The organism is Superficieibacter electus, from assembly GCF_002915575.1.
Classification (GTDB): domain Bacteria; phylum Pseudomonadota; class Gammaproteobacteria; order Enterobacterales; family Enterobacteriaceae; genus Superficieibacter; species Superficieibacter electus.
Window position 1 is genome coordinate 20,083 of sequence record NZ_PQGD01000023.1, and the last position, 16,408, is coordinate 36,490.

The 16,408-nt window shown below is 47.1% G+C and carries 10 protein-coding genes; 5 read left to right on the forward strand and 5 right to left on the reverse strand.

Features of this window, described 5'->3' with window-relative positions; genetic code table 11:
* The first annotated feature begins 166 nt into the window (after nt 1-166).
* The 4 genes from CHU32_RS22595 (at nt 167) to CHU32_RS22610 (ending at nt 5,876) form a co-directional block, all read left to right on the forward strand.
* Nucleotides 167-943, forward strand: coding sequence for an ABC transporter permease (locus tag CHU32_RS22595; RefSeq protein ID WP_103678358.1), 777 nt, complete (start codon nt 167-169; stop codon nt 941-943).
* Nucleotides 940-1,608 (forward strand): ABC transporter ATP-binding protein, encoded by a 669-nt coding sequence (locus tag CHU32_RS22600; protein WP_103678357.1) that lies wholly within the window; start codon nt 940-942, stop codon nt 1,606-1,608. Before CHU32_RS22595 ends, CHU32_RS22600 begins: the two co-directional genes overlap by 4 nt.
* Before the next feature lie 13 nt (nt 1,609-1,621).
* Nucleotides 1,622-5,065, forward strand: a complete 3,444-nt coding sequence (locus tag CHU32_RS22605; RefSeq protein ID WP_103678356.1) for an HAD family hydrolase — start codon at nt 1,622-1,624, stop codon at nt 5,063-5,065.
* Nucleotides 5,066-5,273: 208 nt separating this feature from the next.
* Complete coding sequence (locus CHU32_RS22610) at nt 5,274-5,876, forward strand: acyltransferase (protein WP_103678355.1); 603 nt, start codon at nt 5,274-5,276, stop codon at nt 5,874-5,876.
* Between the two features lie 87 nt (nt 5,877-5,963).
* On the opposite strand, the gene CHU32_RS22615 is transcribed toward CHU32_RS22610, so the two are convergent.
* From CHU32_RS22615 to ettA, 5 genes are all read right to left on the reverse strand, one after another.
* On the reverse strand, nt 5,964-7,220 hold the full coding sequence (locus CHU32_RS22615; protein WP_103678354.1) for a capsule biosynthesis protein: 1,257 nt from the start codon (nt 7,218-7,220) through the stop codon (nt 5,964-5,966).
* 17 nt (nt 7,221-7,237) lie between these two features.
* Nucleotides 7,238-9,247, reverse strand: a complete 2,010-nt coding sequence (locus CHU32_RS22620) for a capsular polysaccharide biosynthesis protein (protein ID WP_103678353.1) — start codon at nt 9,245-9,247, stop codon at nt 7,238-7,240.
* A 21-nt stretch (nt 9,248-9,268) separates the two neighbouring features.
* A complete protein-coding gene (locus CHU32_RS22625) occupies nt 9,269-10,939 on the reverse strand; it encodes a polysaccharide biosynthesis/export family protein (protein ID WP_133159291.1) in 1,671 nt (556 codons plus the stop codon).
* A gap of 30 nt (nt 10,940-10,969) precedes the next feature.
* Entirely contained in the window at nt 10,970-12,139 is a 1,170-nt protein-coding gene (locus tag CHU32_RS22630) for a capsule biosynthesis protein (protein ID WP_425444907.1), read from the reverse strand.
* Nucleotides 12,140-12,582: 443 nt separating this feature from the next.
* Nucleotides 12,583-14,250, reverse strand: a complete 1,668-nt coding sequence (ettA, locus tag CHU32_RS22635; protein ID WP_103750933.1) for an energy-dependent translational throttle protein EttA — start codon at nt 14,248-14,250, stop codon at nt 12,583-12,585.
* Nucleotides 14,251-14,449: 199 nt separating this feature from the next.
* Here ettA and sltY point away from each other — a divergent pair, with 199 nt between their 5' ends.
* Nucleotides 14,450-16,387: a murein transglycosylase gene (gene sltY / locus CHU32_RS22645; RefSeq protein WP_103678350.1), complete on the forward strand. Its 1,938-nt coding sequence runs from the start codon at nt 14,450-14,452 to the stop codon at nt 16,385-16,387.
* Nucleotides 16,388-16,408: the final 21 nt, after the last annotated feature.

Consider the following 16,408-nt stretch of genomic DNA (forward strand, 5'->3'; position numbering starts at 1 on the left):
CAAGGGAATGATGTACATTTATTAATTGCGATGAAAAATGGAATTCATGCGCAATCTCTCTCATTCCCCCCTGGTTTCATCCCTCACACACCCTTACTCATTACCGGCACTCTGGCAGCCTGAAGCCAGGGGCGGTAGCGTGCCTGATTCAACTATCGGATACACCATGGCCAGAAGTGGTATTGAAGTTCAACGAGCTGCCGTTAGCGCGCTCTTCCTGCGTGAAATTAAGACCCGATTTGGGAAATATCGCTTAGGTTATTTTTGGGCGGTACTGGAACCGGCCGCGCATATGCTGGTGATGCTGGCGGTATTTGGTTTTATTATGCACCGCACAATGCCGGACATCTCTTTCCCGGTATTTCTTATCAACGGCATCATCCCGTATTTCCTTTTCAGTAATATTACTACCCGTTCAATAGGTGCCATCGAAGCAAACCAGGGGCTATTCAACTATCGACCGGTAAGGCCGGTGGACACCATCATTGCCCGCGCACTGCTCGAAAGCCTGATTTACGGCTGCGTTTATATCGTACTTATGGCAATTGTCGGCTTTGCCGGTGAAACATTTGCGGTGACCCGTCTGGTGACGCTGATACTCACCTGGCTGCTACTGGTGATTTTTTCCTGCGGCGTGGGGCTTATTTTTATGGTGATTGGCAATGCTTTCCCGGAGACGGAGAAGTTTTTACCGATCCTGATTAAACCGCTCTACTTTATCTCCTGCATTATGTTTCCGCTGCACGCGATACCGCGCGACTACTGGCCGTATCTGCTGTGGAACCCCATCGTTCATATTGTTGAGCTGAGCCGCGAGTGCGTGGTAGCGAACTACGTCAGCGAGGGCGTTAATCTGCCCTACCTGGCATTTTGCACGCTGCTGGTATTGTTTCTGGGACTGGCGGTTTATCGCCGCAATGAAGAGGCGATGCTGACATCATGATCCGTATCGAGAACCTGTCAAAATCCTACCCAACCCCGCAGGGTCGGCATTACGTCTTTAAAGATCTCAACATCGAACTGCCCAGCGGCAAAAGCGTGGCAATTATTGGCCGCAACGGCGCGGGGAAATCGACGCTGCTGCGCATGATTGGCGGGATCGACCGCCCAGACAGCGGGCGGATTATCACCGACAGCACGATTTCATGGCCAGTTGGTCTGGCTGGCGGCTTTCAGGGCAGCCTGACCGGACGTGAGAACGTGAAGTTTGTGGCGCGACTGTATGCGCAGAAAGGTGAGCTAAAAGAGAAGGTTGCTTTTGTCGAAGAGTTTGCCGAGCTGGGAAAATACTTTGATATGCCGATCAAAACCTATTCTTCCGGGATGAAGTCTCGCCTGGGGTTTGGGCTGAGTATGGCGTTCAAGTTTGACTATTACCTCGTGGATGAGGTGACAGCAGTAGGGGATGCGCGGTTTAAGCAGAAGTGCGCGGCGTTGTTTAAAGAACGACACAAAGAAGCGAGTTTTTTGATGGTGTCGCACAGTTTGAACTCATTGAAAGAATTTTGCGACAATGCCTTATTAATAGATAGAAATAATAGGGTTACATACTATGAAAATATATCGTATGCAATAGATCAATATAATCATAGTGAAAAATTGATATAAAAATGGAATTTTTATGAATATTTTATTTTTTTTAGAACCTTCAATTGAATTAAGTAATCCAGCGTTTAGATACGCAACGCTGAGAAATTCCTTTATTCCTCAAGTAAAATATCTTCGTAGTAATGGACATAATGTCATTGTTTTTATAGGAGAGCCTGTTGCATCCAAATGTCTTGAGGAAAATAAACTAGATGATATAGGCGTGATAGCTGTTGTTGATCCCCTTGAATGGACTAATGGTGAGGGTTATTTTTCACGCTCTATGCGTCATCAAAATAAGGAATATAATGTAGGCGAAATTGAAGATATAAGTAGGAAAATAAAAAAAGCAATTGATAATCCTTTGTTTTCCCCCGATTTAATCATTTCGTGGGAATCGCCAATCTATTATATGGAAAAAATATATCCTAAGGTGAAAGTGATTTATCAAATGCCTGGGGTATTCTCCCGGCCACCTTTCGCCAATTTGGTGTCATTTGATACTGGCCTACTCTCAGAATGTTCAGATATAACTGATTATATTCCATCTGCAGACGAACTAAAATCATTTGATTATCTCCGCTCGGTAGATGATGAATTTATATCTTCAATCAATCCGACAAGTCATATGCTTGACAAGATTAGGAAAGATTATTCTAAAATAATTTTATTTCCCCTGCAGATCGATAACTATTTTATGATATCTTCTGTGATTGGTCATGGGGTGACACAATTTGATATTTTAGCAGATCTATTAAGACAAACACCAGAAAATGTTGCAGTACTAGTTACAAATTATATATCAAAGGATACTCAGAGCGCTGTTTTAAACCGGAAATTGATTGATTACCTACGGCAAAAATATAGCAATTTCAAATTCTTCGAAGAGACCGATCATATTCCTTGTGTTTCACAATATATGATTAAAGATGTTGATGGTGTTATTACAATATCCTCATCTTTAGGATATCAGGCGGCTTTTTGGAAAAAACCTCTTTTAGCCATCGGGAAAAGTCATATATCAACATTTTCTACAGCACAAAGCTATGAAGAGTTAATAGCTCAAATTTTTACGAATCAACATTTTTCTCAAGACGCCAAGCTTATATCTTTAATTAAAGATAAAAATTTACCGCAAGATTGTTTTTCAAACAATAAGTATTCTGACTGGCTTGATAATTTTGTCGCGGAAGGAAAATTCACACAATGGTGTAATGATGTTGGTACTGAACTTCTCAATAGAAGGAGGGAAGGGGTTGCGTTAGAATCCCTTGTTCCGTATGTTAATAAATTTGGTGTTAATAGTGACTATCATTGCCGCGAGCTAGTTCAACAAATAAAACGTTATGAAATAATTTCCTTTGATATATTTGATACATTGCTGTTTAGGCCATTTCGGCACCCAAGTGATTTATATGATCTCATGGAAAAGAAAGCCCGTGAAATTACCGGTATATCGCATCTAAAGTTTAAAGAAGAAAGAAGGAAAGCTGAAAAAATAGCTTTTGAGACTGCGATTGAAGCAGGCTGTGGCGAAACAACGATTTATAATATTTACAGTGTCTTAAGCGAAAATGTGAATCTGAGTGATGAATGCCGTGACATCCTTATGCAATATGAGATGCAAACGGAATATGAGCTTTTATATCCAAGAAAAACCGGTTATCGAGCTTATCTTGAAGCTAAACAACTTGGCAAAAGGATAATTCTCGTATCTGATATGTATCTTCCCGCTGAGTTTTTGGCTAAGGTTCTTGATAAAAATGGCTACAATGAATATGAAAAACTTTATGTTTCATCTTCAATTGGTTTAAAGAAACATAGTGGTGCACTTTTTGACTATGTGTTAGACGATCTCCAGGTTTCTCCTAATATGGTTTTACATATAGGTGACAATGTTGATGCTGATGTAAAAAAAGCAAAGGAAAAGGGAATAAAGCCGTTCCATTTAATGAAGGCTTATGAAGAATATATCTCATGCTCTGATTATACTATACCTTGGTCGCGTGATGAAAAGAGACATTCACTTGATTGGTCTATGTTACTTACCATAGCCGGGAATCATCTTCATGACAATCCATATTTACCTTTCAGAAAAAATACACTTTTTGGTGGTTCACCTACTAAGTTAGGATATTATGGATTTGGCTTTTTGTTAATTGGTTATGCAAAATGGTTAATTGAAAATGCTATCAAAGATAATATAGATAGACTTTATTTTCTATCCAGAGATGGAAAGATCATGAAGCACGCTTATGATATTGTTGCAAGATTGTATGACAATGCTCCAAAGTCCCATTATTTATTATGTTCGCGCCGTGCAGTTAATCTTGCGAAAGTTAAGAGCTGTGATGATATAATTGACCTTGTTAATGTTGACTATGCAAATAATGTGAGGTTATCTCATTTATTGTTGAGTCGATTTGGTTTAGATATTAACAATATTCATGAAGAAACGCTCATAAAATATGGGTTCAATAAAAACTCTAAATTAACAGATAAAGACACTAGCCTTCTTCAGGATTTGTTAATTGATTTGAAAGATGATGTATTGTTGGTGGCAGAGAATGAAAGATCTACATACCTTCAATATCTCCATCAGGAAGGAATGTATGATGATGGTAATGTCTCTATTGTTGATATTGGCTATGCAGGTACTATGCAACAATCATTATATCAATTATCTCCAAATAATAAAAAAATAGGAGGGTATTATTTAATAACATTCAGAACGGCATTAAAAAGAATCTCAGAAAACAATCTTAATATAAAGGGTTATTTAGCTGATTTTATTGATCGTCATGACACCTATCATAATTTTTGCCGCCATGTCCCGTTGTATGAAACGTTATTTAGCGCATCTGATACAACTTTCGTCAGAATGTCAATTGACTGGAGTAACAAGCTAACCCCTGTATTTATGGATAATTCATCTATCGAAGATAAGAGAGTGAAACTTGTTGAAGAGATACAAAGTGGTGCCATCAACTATATCGAAGAAGTAATACGTATATTAGGGAAGAGATTTCTTTCTCTTGATATTGAACCAAATAAAACATTACGCAATCTGGATACTTATTTTAGTAAACCTCACCCAAGAGATGCTAAAATATTAGCAGGTATTGTATTTGAGGATGCTTATGGTGGCACACAGTATAAAACAATTTTACCTGAACTGGAAAATATAAATGTACCATGCGTGTGGCAGCAAGGTAAAGCAGCACTGTTAAGTGAACAGAAAAATAAAAGCCCTGTTGAAAAAAATCGACCAATAAACGTAAAAGTAAGCCCTTGTCATAATGAATTACATGAAAGTGAGATAAGAAATAATACCTTAAATAAAAAGCTAATTTATTTTATCTTAACTAAGACGCTATCAGATAAAAAAAAGGATAAATTTATAAAAAATCCATGGCTTTTCTTTTCAGATTCTAAAAGCAAGATGATTAAGAAAATAGGCGTGGTTTACATGTCATAAATAAATATATTTTTTTGTTTTTATTACTGCAATGGCACATTCTTTAGTATTGGTAGCGTAGCTATTGGTTAGTATAACAATAATGCTGATGGGCATTCTTGATAAGGGGGGGGGGAGATACTGAACGAAAGTAAGAGTATCTCTTTAAGTTTGTAACCCCCTTTTCAAGTTTATTATTTAAATTTACATTTAATCTCAAGAGGGATAAGTGGATAAAATATTTAATTCCTTTTCTGAACGTGCAACTATTAATGTTGCGACAACGGCACATATAGCTGAAACAGTAAATTTTAATATTGAAGGGCAGGGGCATAGAATAAATATTGAGGATGGTGTCATTCTGAGAAATATAACTATTAATATGTCTGGGGAAAATGGTTATTTACATATAAAGAGGAGCTGTAATTTAAGAGGTTCTATTCATATAAGGCAAGAAAATTCAACCATTGTAATCGGTCAAAGAACAACTTTCGTTGCTGCTCACTTATTTGCACTTGAAGGTTGTTCAATAGTTATTGGCGATGATTGTATGTTTTCTAGTGGGGTTATCATTAGAACGTCGGATGAACACTCTATCATCGACCTGGAAAATAATGTACGAGTAAATAAAGCAAAAGATATCTTTGTTAAAGATCATGTTTGGATCGGTGAGGGGGTAACCTTAAATAAAGGCTCTGAAATACCGCGTGGTTGTGTTATTGGAGCAAAGTCTTTGGTTTTAGGAAGGTTAGATGAAGAGTCTTCAGTATATGCTGGATGCCCAGTAAGGTTTTTAAAAGGAAATATTATTTGGGATCGCAAACTAATTTAATTATAAAAATATTAAATTAGTTGCAATTTTACGCATATTTTTGTGATAAGTTTAATAGCCCTCATTAAATACTAATGCAATAAGACTTTATTTGGGCTTATAAATTACTGTTTTCGAAGTTGACTCGTCAAACTGGTTTGCTTTATTAACCATTATCCTTCCATAATTTTCATTCCCATAAAACACCGCATTAATCTGCGTAGTCTCCAGCAAATACCCGCGGAACTTCGTCAGTAACTTCATATCCGGCTTAAAATCCGCCATCCAGAACTGGTGCAGATGCCCCTGATACGTTAATCCTTTCATATCGTACAGGGCATCGCCCATCACCTTCAGCGGTTTGTTATGAATTAACGCAGACAAACCCGCCGTGCTGTTAATTGTCACCACGGCTTTCGCGTGCTTGAGCATCTCCGGCATTGGTAAATCATGCACATAAATCACCCGGTTACGAATCCCATATTTTTTACTGAGCTTATTGATCAGGGGCCGATACAGACGGTGGCCCCGATCCATGGGATGGTGCTTGAATACCAGAAATTTAGTTGCAGGCGCTTTGGTCGCAAAGGAGTACATCACATCATTGATATAATCACGTACGTCGGCATAGCCGCTGTGGTTGCGGATCTGACTGTCGTTATATACCTGCAAAATAGCAAGATAATAGCGTTTATCCAGCTGCGTTTGCAGCCGTGGCAACACGCTATGTTCCTTCAGCGCGTACCAGTGTTTACGCCGCCAGGCGCGGAGCCAGCAACGCATTTCATACCACGGTGAGAATGATTTGTGGTGGCGGTAAAGCGGGTAATGGCGGCGATGAAACCAGCCTTCCAGGTAATACCATGTTGCATGCCAGTAGCGTAACCAGGTCGAAGGCTTTAGCGGCTGGATAGGGCGCTGCGGCACGTCCGGCAGGTGGCGATAAAACTCCGGGTCACGAGGCAGGGAGGAATACGCGTTTACGCCGCCTTCCTCCAGGGTAATAAAGTGTGGGCGCAGGTAGCCTTCCTCAAAAGCCAGAAAACGCAGCCCTTTGGCCTGCGCCCATTGACGAGCTGCCTGGTGAAGGGGACGGCAATCGCCAAAGCACACCAGCGTATCGAAGGGGTATTTTTTCCACGTTTCTTTCAGCCAGTGGGCAAAATGTTCGGGAGTTTGGTTATAGTGCAGCATTGGCCGGCGGCGGCAATAAAAGCGATCGCCACCGTTAAACACAACGTTTACGGCTTCACGGCCTTTGCTCTCCAGCCACTCGGCCAGATCGGCAAAAAATGGTCCCATTGGCCCTTGTAAAAGCAGATAACGCTTACCTGCCAGTAATTTGCTCATTGCTGTGCTGTCCATGCCTCAGCCCTCGCTTATTAATTGAGTATTACCCGATAAAGATTCGTGGCCTTACGCCACCATCTGGTGATGCGATGTGTTTTTTTTCCTGGCCTCGTCTGCGCCATGAGCCACTGAGCTGCCGCTTCCACAGGGATCACGCGCTTCTCCTGCGGATGGATGTAGATGGGGTAAACTATTAGTGTCTGATAGATCAGGTCGGCCAGCGCCAGCTTGCGGTTGCGGCGCGGGCAAACATATTCATCCTGCGTTAAGCCCCATCCCGCATAAAACGGCAGGCCGTAGCAGTGCACGGTTTTGCCATGCATTAGTGCTTCAAACCCTGAAAGTGAGGTCATCGTGTGCAGCTCATCGCAGCTGATAATGCAGTCGATGATGTCGGCATCCATTGCCACACAATCTGACAGCCGCGCCATTTCACTGGCGTCAATGTGGCCGGGACGATTACCTGCCAGTACATCCGGGTGCGGTTTATAGATGATGAAGGCATCCGGGTTGCGCTCACGCACGGTGCGCAGTAGCGCCAGATTGCTTTGAATGCCGACGGTGCCCGTAGCTATGGAAGCGTCGTTTTCAACCTGGCCTGGCACCAGCAGAATGCGCTTTCCAGTCGCCGCAGAGGGGCATCGCCATTGTTTACCCAGGTTATATTTGCTGAGCTTGCTGTTCACCAGCGTTTGCTGAAGTGCAAGTGCCCGGGCGTGCTCGACGGCACACAGCGTTGAGTGATTAAGCAACGTTTCGAGATCGCTGGCGCGTCGGGCATCGTAGTAGATCCCGGTTTTATCCAGCACCAGAGAAAGTGGCATCAGCAGGTCTGAACCTAAGCCGGACGAACGTAAAAAACCGTCTTCCATACGCCAGATCGGAATGTTTTGTACGTGCGCCGCCTGATTGAATCGCGCTTCACCGTTGACGCCCCACACTACGCAAGCGGTGGCTGTAGGAGATTGTTTGTTGAAACTCACCCGGTTTTGTGGCGTATTCAGGAAGGTTTGCATGAGCGCCCTCTTCCATAGCGTCAGCCCGGGGGCCCAAAGATGCCCGCTGCATGAAATCATATGCTGGCGCTGCAGTTGTAACGTCTGCAGCACGTCAAACAGCGTGCCTCGCTTACGGGTAGTGGGGTTGATATAGTGGCAGTAACGTAGCAGCGCCGCGCCGACCAGTTGTAGGAGCGTTGCGTGGCCACGCCTGCTCGCAAGCGACTCTGCCAGAGGATGACGATCGTCGGTTAACCCCCAGCCGGCATACCATGGCAGGCCGAAGCAGGTGACGGTTTTCCCGGCCATCAGGGCTTCAATACCGTACTGAGAGGAAACCGTATAGACCCGTTTAGCGTAGCGCAGCAGTGACTGGGGGCTGACATCCTGCGAGAAAAGACGGATACGCGGTTCGCTGAAATTGCCCAAAAAGTGCCCCTGCTTTTTACCGCTCAGAACGTCGGGATGCGTTTTAACCCAGATCTCGTCATTGGGGTTTTCTTCACAGGCAGCGGCGAGCATATCGTGAAAGCTTTTCACTGATGCTCCGCCCAGGGTTATCGAGACATCACCGTGCGTCTGGTCTACCACCAGTACAAAGGGTTGCTGGTGACTGGCGGCGGAGAAGGGTTGTGCATGGTTATATTTTGAGAGATCGCCAGCCACGATCACGTTAATAGCCGATTGCGCCTGTTGCGAACAGGCGTTTTCATGGACTTCTTGCTGGATTAATTTCTCCAGTCGGCTGGGGTGGCTGGCATCATAGTAAATCCCTAAATCATCAACTACCATGGAGAGCGGTGGATGACCGTTGACGCCCAGTCCGGAAGAGCGAATGAAGCCATCCTCCAGGCGCAGAAGCGGCACATTCGCCGCCCGTGCTTTTGCTGCAGGCAGAGCGGTATTCTCCTTCATCCCCCATACGGCAATGGCGACTACGTCGCCGGGAACCGCGCTGCGAACCGAGAGCTTACAACACGGTCTGCCAATGAGCTGATTCAGGTGGGGGATTTTCCATATCCCCCCGGAATAGACACCGATCATAATGCTCCCTGCATATGTACGTTAGAGATCGACGATGACTTTCGCCGCGACCGCCAGTTGGTAAAGGATGGTCGAAATGCCGCGCGTCACTTCGATGTTCTTGGACTCATATTTCGGCAGAACCATGATTTCGTCACCCGCAGCCAGCGCATCGACATCATCAGCATCCATGGCAGAACCATCCTGGTGGATAACGATGATTTTCGACTGCCCGGATTTTTGTGTCAGGCCGCCGCATTTTTTGATGTAGTCGTCGACATCGAGTTTTTCTTCCCAACTGATGGCGTTGGGGAATAGCACTTCGCCGTGCACCATCACCAGCGACGTTTTCTCCGGAATGCTAATCACGTCACCATCTTCCAGCAGAACGGAATCGAGATTCTTCTCGTTGAGCACCACCTGGCCTTTTGGCACGACCTGACGTGCTTTAGTGACAAAGCGGCTCACCAGTTGCGCTTCCTGCATGCGAAGCTGTGCTTCTTCCTGAGTAGACGACTGTGAAGACAGCGAAGCCTGCTCCAGCTTTTGCAGTTCAAGATTGAGCATTTCTTTTTGCCGGAGGGCGACAGAGTGGCGATAAAGCTGAATACTGTTCATCTGCGACATGCTGTTTGGCCGCAGCTGTGTCAGGACCTGCTTCATGGTGGCACCGTAAGGTAATACCAGCGCGTGCTCACCGGAGTGTGCTCCCTCAATACGTACCTGAATGGTGCCAGCATAGCGATCGGAGCTAACAATAAGTTTGTCGCCATCCTGCAAGGTTCGCCCGGAGGAGCTGCTTAGCGGGTAATACTCCGTGCGTTTCATGGTGCCCTGCTGGCGCACGATGGTGAAGTGGGTTGCACCAGGTTTAGGTCGCGCCCAGCTTAATGCTTCGTCAACCGGGATGGCGCTACTGGCAAATTCAAAGTCATAACTGTTATAGACGTCGCCCTCCACGCTGAAGGTGTATTTACGCGGGCCGACGACGATAGTATCGCCATCAGCGAACTGCGACAGACTCAGTGTGCCGTTGAGCAGGAAGTCATAAAGGTTAATGCGCGCGCGGGTGGATTTTCCGCGTTTAATAGTGATGTCAACGTAGCTGCCACGTTCGCTGTCCACGCCACCCGCTTTGCTCAGATAAGAGAGCAGAGAGTCAGATGCCACGCCACCGTAAAGGCCGGGATTTCTGACATAGCCCGTAACAAAGACCTTGACCGGCTGCGCCTGCAGCAGAGAGGCATACACGTTAACGTTGGATTGATAAACCTCTTTGACTTTAGCGGTGACCAGCGCGTTAAGCTGACCGTTCGGCACCCCGGCCACTTTCAGTGGCCCGATATTTGGCACAAAGATATTGCCCTTTGGGTCAACCGGCAGCGCGCCGTCAAAGTTAAACGCGCCCCACAGACGTACCTGAATGGTATCGCCCAGCGAAACCACATAGCCCGGGTTAAAGCCGATGGTGGCTCCACTGTCAGCAGTACTACCGTTAAAAAGCTGCGCACCAAACATCCGGCTCATTACCGGTGCTTCAAGGGCAGGAGGCGTATTGTCAAAACCATTATTGGCCTGCGCCGCTTTTTGCCCGATGAGTAAAGGAGATAGCGGGGCTGCACCAGTCAACTGCGGGTCACCGGTCACTTCAATAGCTAAAGCCTGCCCAACGTGAAACAATGCGAGCAGAAATATGGATTTCATTAATTTCATAATGCACTCTGTTAAAAATGGCCCACGACGTCAGTCTTTATGGTCTTCAATGATGCCCAGTAGCAGTTTGGCGGTACCAAACAGCAGCCCGCATACCAGTAACCAGCTGATCAATAAATAAGGTACATTGGGAAACGATGACTCCTGTGGACGCTGCGGTGAGCTGATCACTGCCAGCGTTTTCAGCTTGCGCGAGCTCTCCATTCGGGTTTTCTCAAGCGCTTTTAGCGCCAGCGCGTAGAGATCGGTATCAAAGGCGACCTTGCCTTTTATCTCTTCAAAATCCACGGCCATGCTGTTGAGCTTTTTGCCCTCCGGTGCAGTAATTTTGCTTTGTTCTTCATCGATTTGAGACTGAAGGGATTTAATCGCGTTTTTAGTACTGACAACTTGTGGCGCATCAGCCCGTAAATAGGTCAGCAGGTTGCGCAGGTCGGCTTCCATCTCGATTTTCTTCGCAATCAGCGTATTGACCAGCGTGGTGGCTGCCTCGGCAGAGGCCGTGGGGTCGAGAATATTGTTTTTATTCTGATAGGCGAGAAGCTGTTTTTTAGTTTCATTTAGCCGCTCACGAGTTTCTTGCACCTCGTCTTCCGCAAACTGCATTTGCTCGCGAGAAATGCGGTGAGAAAGTTCATTAATAAAGCGCTCAGACTCTTTCAGTACGGCAAGGTTAAACGCCTGGGCAAACTCCGGGGTAAAGCCCTGTGTCTGGATATCCAGCAGGCCTGATTTCTCGTCATAGGCGATAGAAATACGACTGCGGTAGTAGTCGAGAAACTCTTCCGTAGTGGCATCGTCCGGGAGGTGGTAAAAAAGGTCCCATCCGCTCTGGCTGAAGGCCTGATGGAAATTCAGGTGTTTATCCAGCGCCATCAGCATATCGGGTGAATTGATATATTCTTTCAAATAGAGGGAATCTTCTGCGGAGGAGGGGTTAGTCGCACCCAATAGCAGACCCACATTCAGGCTGGAACTATCGATTTCATTCGGCCGCTTTACCGCAACTTTAGATTCGCTCATATAACGTGGCTGGCTAAAGATCACCAGATAAAGAATGAGCAGACACATTGGTGTGGCAATAATCATTTTCCACAGCTGGCGCTGCAAATTGATTTTCCACACGTTGTTCAGGAGGGTGCGCAGAGTAGTACGTATTTTACTACATGCCTGCGCAGGAACCGCACGTTTTATATTCATGAGCTATATTTAATGCCAAATTAATTGTCATAATGAATGAGAGGCAATTTATGCAACTCATTCACTTTTTTGTGGTGCGCATGAAGCGAGGTGTAATACATCATCTCATTCCCTATATATTCTGGTGCGCGATAATTTCCATTCCATAGATAATCGCCATTAATAAATTTCTGCCGTGGTATGGTCAAGGAGAGGTGCCAAAATAATATTATTTTGTAAGGACGCGGTATTTCTAACACAACCTATAAGGCTTCTCAATAACAATGAGTGCACTAATTTTTACAGGCATGAGTTACATTTGCAGCTGAAATAGCAATAGCATGAAACACAGCATTAAGTATAAATAATGTGCTGTGTGATTATGCTGGGGAATATTATTAAATTTGTTGAAATGATTTTGAAGGAATTATAATGCGAGTGGCAGAGCCACTCGCTTATAGCAACTACTTCGCGATGCGTTTGTACTTGATACGTTTCGGCTCAAGCGCGTCCGCGCCAAGCGTGCGTTTCTTATATTCTTCGTACTCGGTAAAGTTACCTTCAAAGAATTCGACTTTACCTTCATCCTGGTAATCCAGAATGTGAGTCGCGATACGGTCAAGGAACCAGCGGTCGTGCGAGATCACCATCGCGCAGCCCGGGAATTCCAGCAGGGCGTTTTCCAGCGCGCGCAGGGTTTCAATGTCCAGGTCGTTGGTCGGTTCATCGAGCAGCAGCATGTTGCCGCCAACCTGCAGCAGCTTAGCCAGATGCAGACGACCGCGCTCACCGCCGGACAGCTCGCCCACGCGTTTACCCTGATCAACCCCTTTGAAATTAAAGCGACCAACATAGGCACGGCTTGGCATTTCGGTATTGCCGATCTTCATGATATCCAGCCCGCCGGAGACTTCTTCCCACACAGTTTTGCTGTTGTCCATCGCATCACGGAACTGATCAACGGATGCCAGCTTGACGGTGGCGCCGAGGGTAATGGTGCCGCTGTCAGGCTGTTCCTGGCCGGACATCATGCGGAACAGGGTCGATTTACCCGCGCCGTTCGGGCCGATGATGCCGACGATAGCGCCTTTCGGCACAGAGAAGCTCAGATCGTCAATCAGCAGGCGCTCGCCGTAGGATTTACGCAGATTACTGACTTCAACTACTTTGTCGCCCAGACGCGGTCCAGGTGGAATAAACAGTTCGTTGGTTTCGTTACGTTTCTGGTATTCGGTGCTGTTCAGTTCCTCAAAGCGTGCCAGACGGGCTTTGCCCTTAGACTGGCGGCCTTTTGCACCCTGACGCACCCACTCCAGCTCTTTCTCAATGGATTTACGGCGCGCCGCTTCCTGAGAGGCTTCCTGCGCCAGACGCTGATCTTTCTGCTCCAGCCAGGACGAGTAGTTACCTTCCCACGGAATACCTTCGCCACGGTCAAGTTCCAGAATCCATCCAGCGACGTTATCGAGGAAGTAACGGTCGTGGGTGATCGCCACGACGGTGCCTTCAAAGTCGTGCAGGAAGCGTTCCAGCCAGGCCACGGATTCTGCATCCAGGTGGTTGGTCGGTTCGTCGAGCAGCAACATGTCAGGTTTTTCCAGCAGCAGGCGGCACAGCGCTACGCGACGGCGTTCACCACCGGAAAGATTGGCGATTTTGGCATCCCAGTCCGGCAGACGCAACGCATCGGCAGCGCGCTCTAGCTGGACGTTCAGGTTGTGGCCGTCGTGCGCCTGGATAATCTCTTCAAATTTGCCCTGCTGTGCCGCGAGCTTGTCGAAGTCCGCATCCGGCTCGGCGTACATCGCGTACACTTCATCCAGACCTTTGAGCGCGTTAACCACTTCGGCAACCGCTTCCTCAACGGATTCACGAACGGTATGTTCCGGGTTTAGCTTCGGTTCCTGCGGCAGGTAGCCAATCTTAAGACCAGGCTGCGGGCGCGCTTCGCCTTCAATGTCGGTATCAATACCGGCCATGATGCGCAGCAGAGTGGATTTACCGGCACCGTTCAGGCCCAGTACACCAATTTTTGCGCCGGGGAAGAAGCTCAGAGAGATGTTTTTCAAAATATGACGTTTCGGCGGAACCACTTTGCCGACACGATGCATGGTATAAACGAATTGAGCCACGTTGGACTTCGCCTCTTTTATGGTAATGAGTTCAAAGGCGAAGTGTAGCCGTTTTCCTGACTGAATCCCAGCGCACCAGCCTGTAGTGCGAAAGTAAAAAATTGTCCGGAACGTGGCGGAATACGCAATGTCTGATTAGCATAAACAGTTTACGCGGCACGATGCTGCCTGAGTAATTCATTAAAAAGAGGAAGAGCTTGTGAAGAGAGCCAACGATGTAGCCTGGCGTCTTCTGGCGGTTAGCGCTTGCCTGATGAGTGCCAGCTACCAGGTCCACGCTGATTCACTGGATGAACAGCGTAACCGCTATGCCCAGGTGAAACAGGCATGGGATAATCATCAGATGGATACCGTCAACCAACTGATGCCCACCTTACAGAGCTATCCGCTTTATCCTTACCTTGAGTACCGCCAGATCACCGACGATCTGCAAAACCAGACGACGATTGCGGTCAGCAATTTTGTTAAGGCCAATCCTACCTTACCGCCTGCCCGCACATTACAATCGCGCTTCGTGAATGAACTGGCGCGGCGTGAAGACTGGCGCGGGTTGCTGGCCTTCAGCCCGGATAAACCCGGGACCACTGAGGCGCAATGCAATTATTATTATGCGAAATGGAATACCGGACAGGCACAGGAGGCCTGGGACGGCGCAAAAGCGTTGTGGTTAACCGGAAAAAGCCAGCCAAACGCCTGCGATAAACTGTTTGGTGCATGGCGGGCATCGGGAACGCAGGACCCGCGTGCGTATCTGGAGCGTATTCGTCTGGCGATGAAAGCCGGGAACACCGGACTGGTGAATGTGCTCGCCGGACAGATGCCATCTGACTATCAGACCATTTCGACTGCCGTGATGTCTCTGGCAAACGCGCCGGACAGTGTATTAACGTTCGCTCGTATGACCGGGGCGACCGATTTCACGCGGCAAATGGCTGCAGTGGCATTTGCCAGCGTTGCGCGTCAGGACGCCGAAAATGCACGTCTGATGATCCCGTCACTGGTGCAGGCTCAGGAATTGAATGAAGAACAGACTCAGGAGTTGCGCGATATTGTCGCCTGGCGGCTGATGGGCAACGATGTCACTGATGAGCAGGCGCGCTGGCGCGATGATGCCATTATGCGTTCGCAGTCGGTTTCGCTGCTGGAGCGCCGCGTGCGGATGGCACTGGGCACCGGCGATCGTAAGGGGCTTAATACCTGGCTGGCACGCTTGCCGATGGAAGCGAAAGAGAAAGATGAATGGCGGTACTGGCAGGCTGATTTACTGTTGGAGCGCGGACGGGATACGGAAGCCAAAGAGATCCTGCATTCACTGATGCAGGAACGCGGATTCTACCCTATGGTCGCTGCTCGCCGGCTGGGTGAAGCATATCAACTTAAGATTGATAAAGCGCCGGGAAATCTTGATAACGCTGTGGTTCAGGGGGCAGAAATGGCCCGGGTACGCGAGTTGATGTACTGGGGACTGGATAACACCGCTCGCAGCGAATGGGCAAATCTGGTCAGTAGCCGGACGAAAACAGAACAGTCTCAACTGGCCCGTTATGCGTTCGACCATCAATGGTGGGATCTGAGCGTGCAGGCAACCATTGCCGGCAAATTGTGGGATCAACTGGAAGAACGTTTCCCGCTGGCGTGGAAAGAACTCTTCGCCCGTTATACCAGCGACAAAGCAATCCCACAAAGTTACGCGATGGCCATTGCCCGTCAGGAGAGCGCCTGGAATCCGAAGGCCCGCTCCCCGGTCGGTGCGTCCGGCCTGATGCAGATTATGCCTGCAACGGCCACGCATACGGTGAAAATGTTTTCTATTGCAGGTTATAACAATCAGGGTCAGTTGCTGGACCCGGAAACCAACATCACTATTGGCACCCGCTATCTTCAGTATGTCTATGAGCAGTTTGGCAATAACCGTATTTTTGCTTCAGCCGCCTATAACGCAGGGCCAGGACGTGTGCGTACCTGGGTAGGTAATAGCGCCGGGCGTATTGATGCGGTGGCTTTTGTGGAAAGCATCCCATTCTCTGAAACACGTGGCTACGTGAAAAACGTGCTCGCCTATGACGCTTACTATCGCTACTTTATGGGGCAGAAACCGGACATTCTCAGCGATGATGAATGGGAACATCGTTACTGATCCCAGTGAGGTATGTTATGC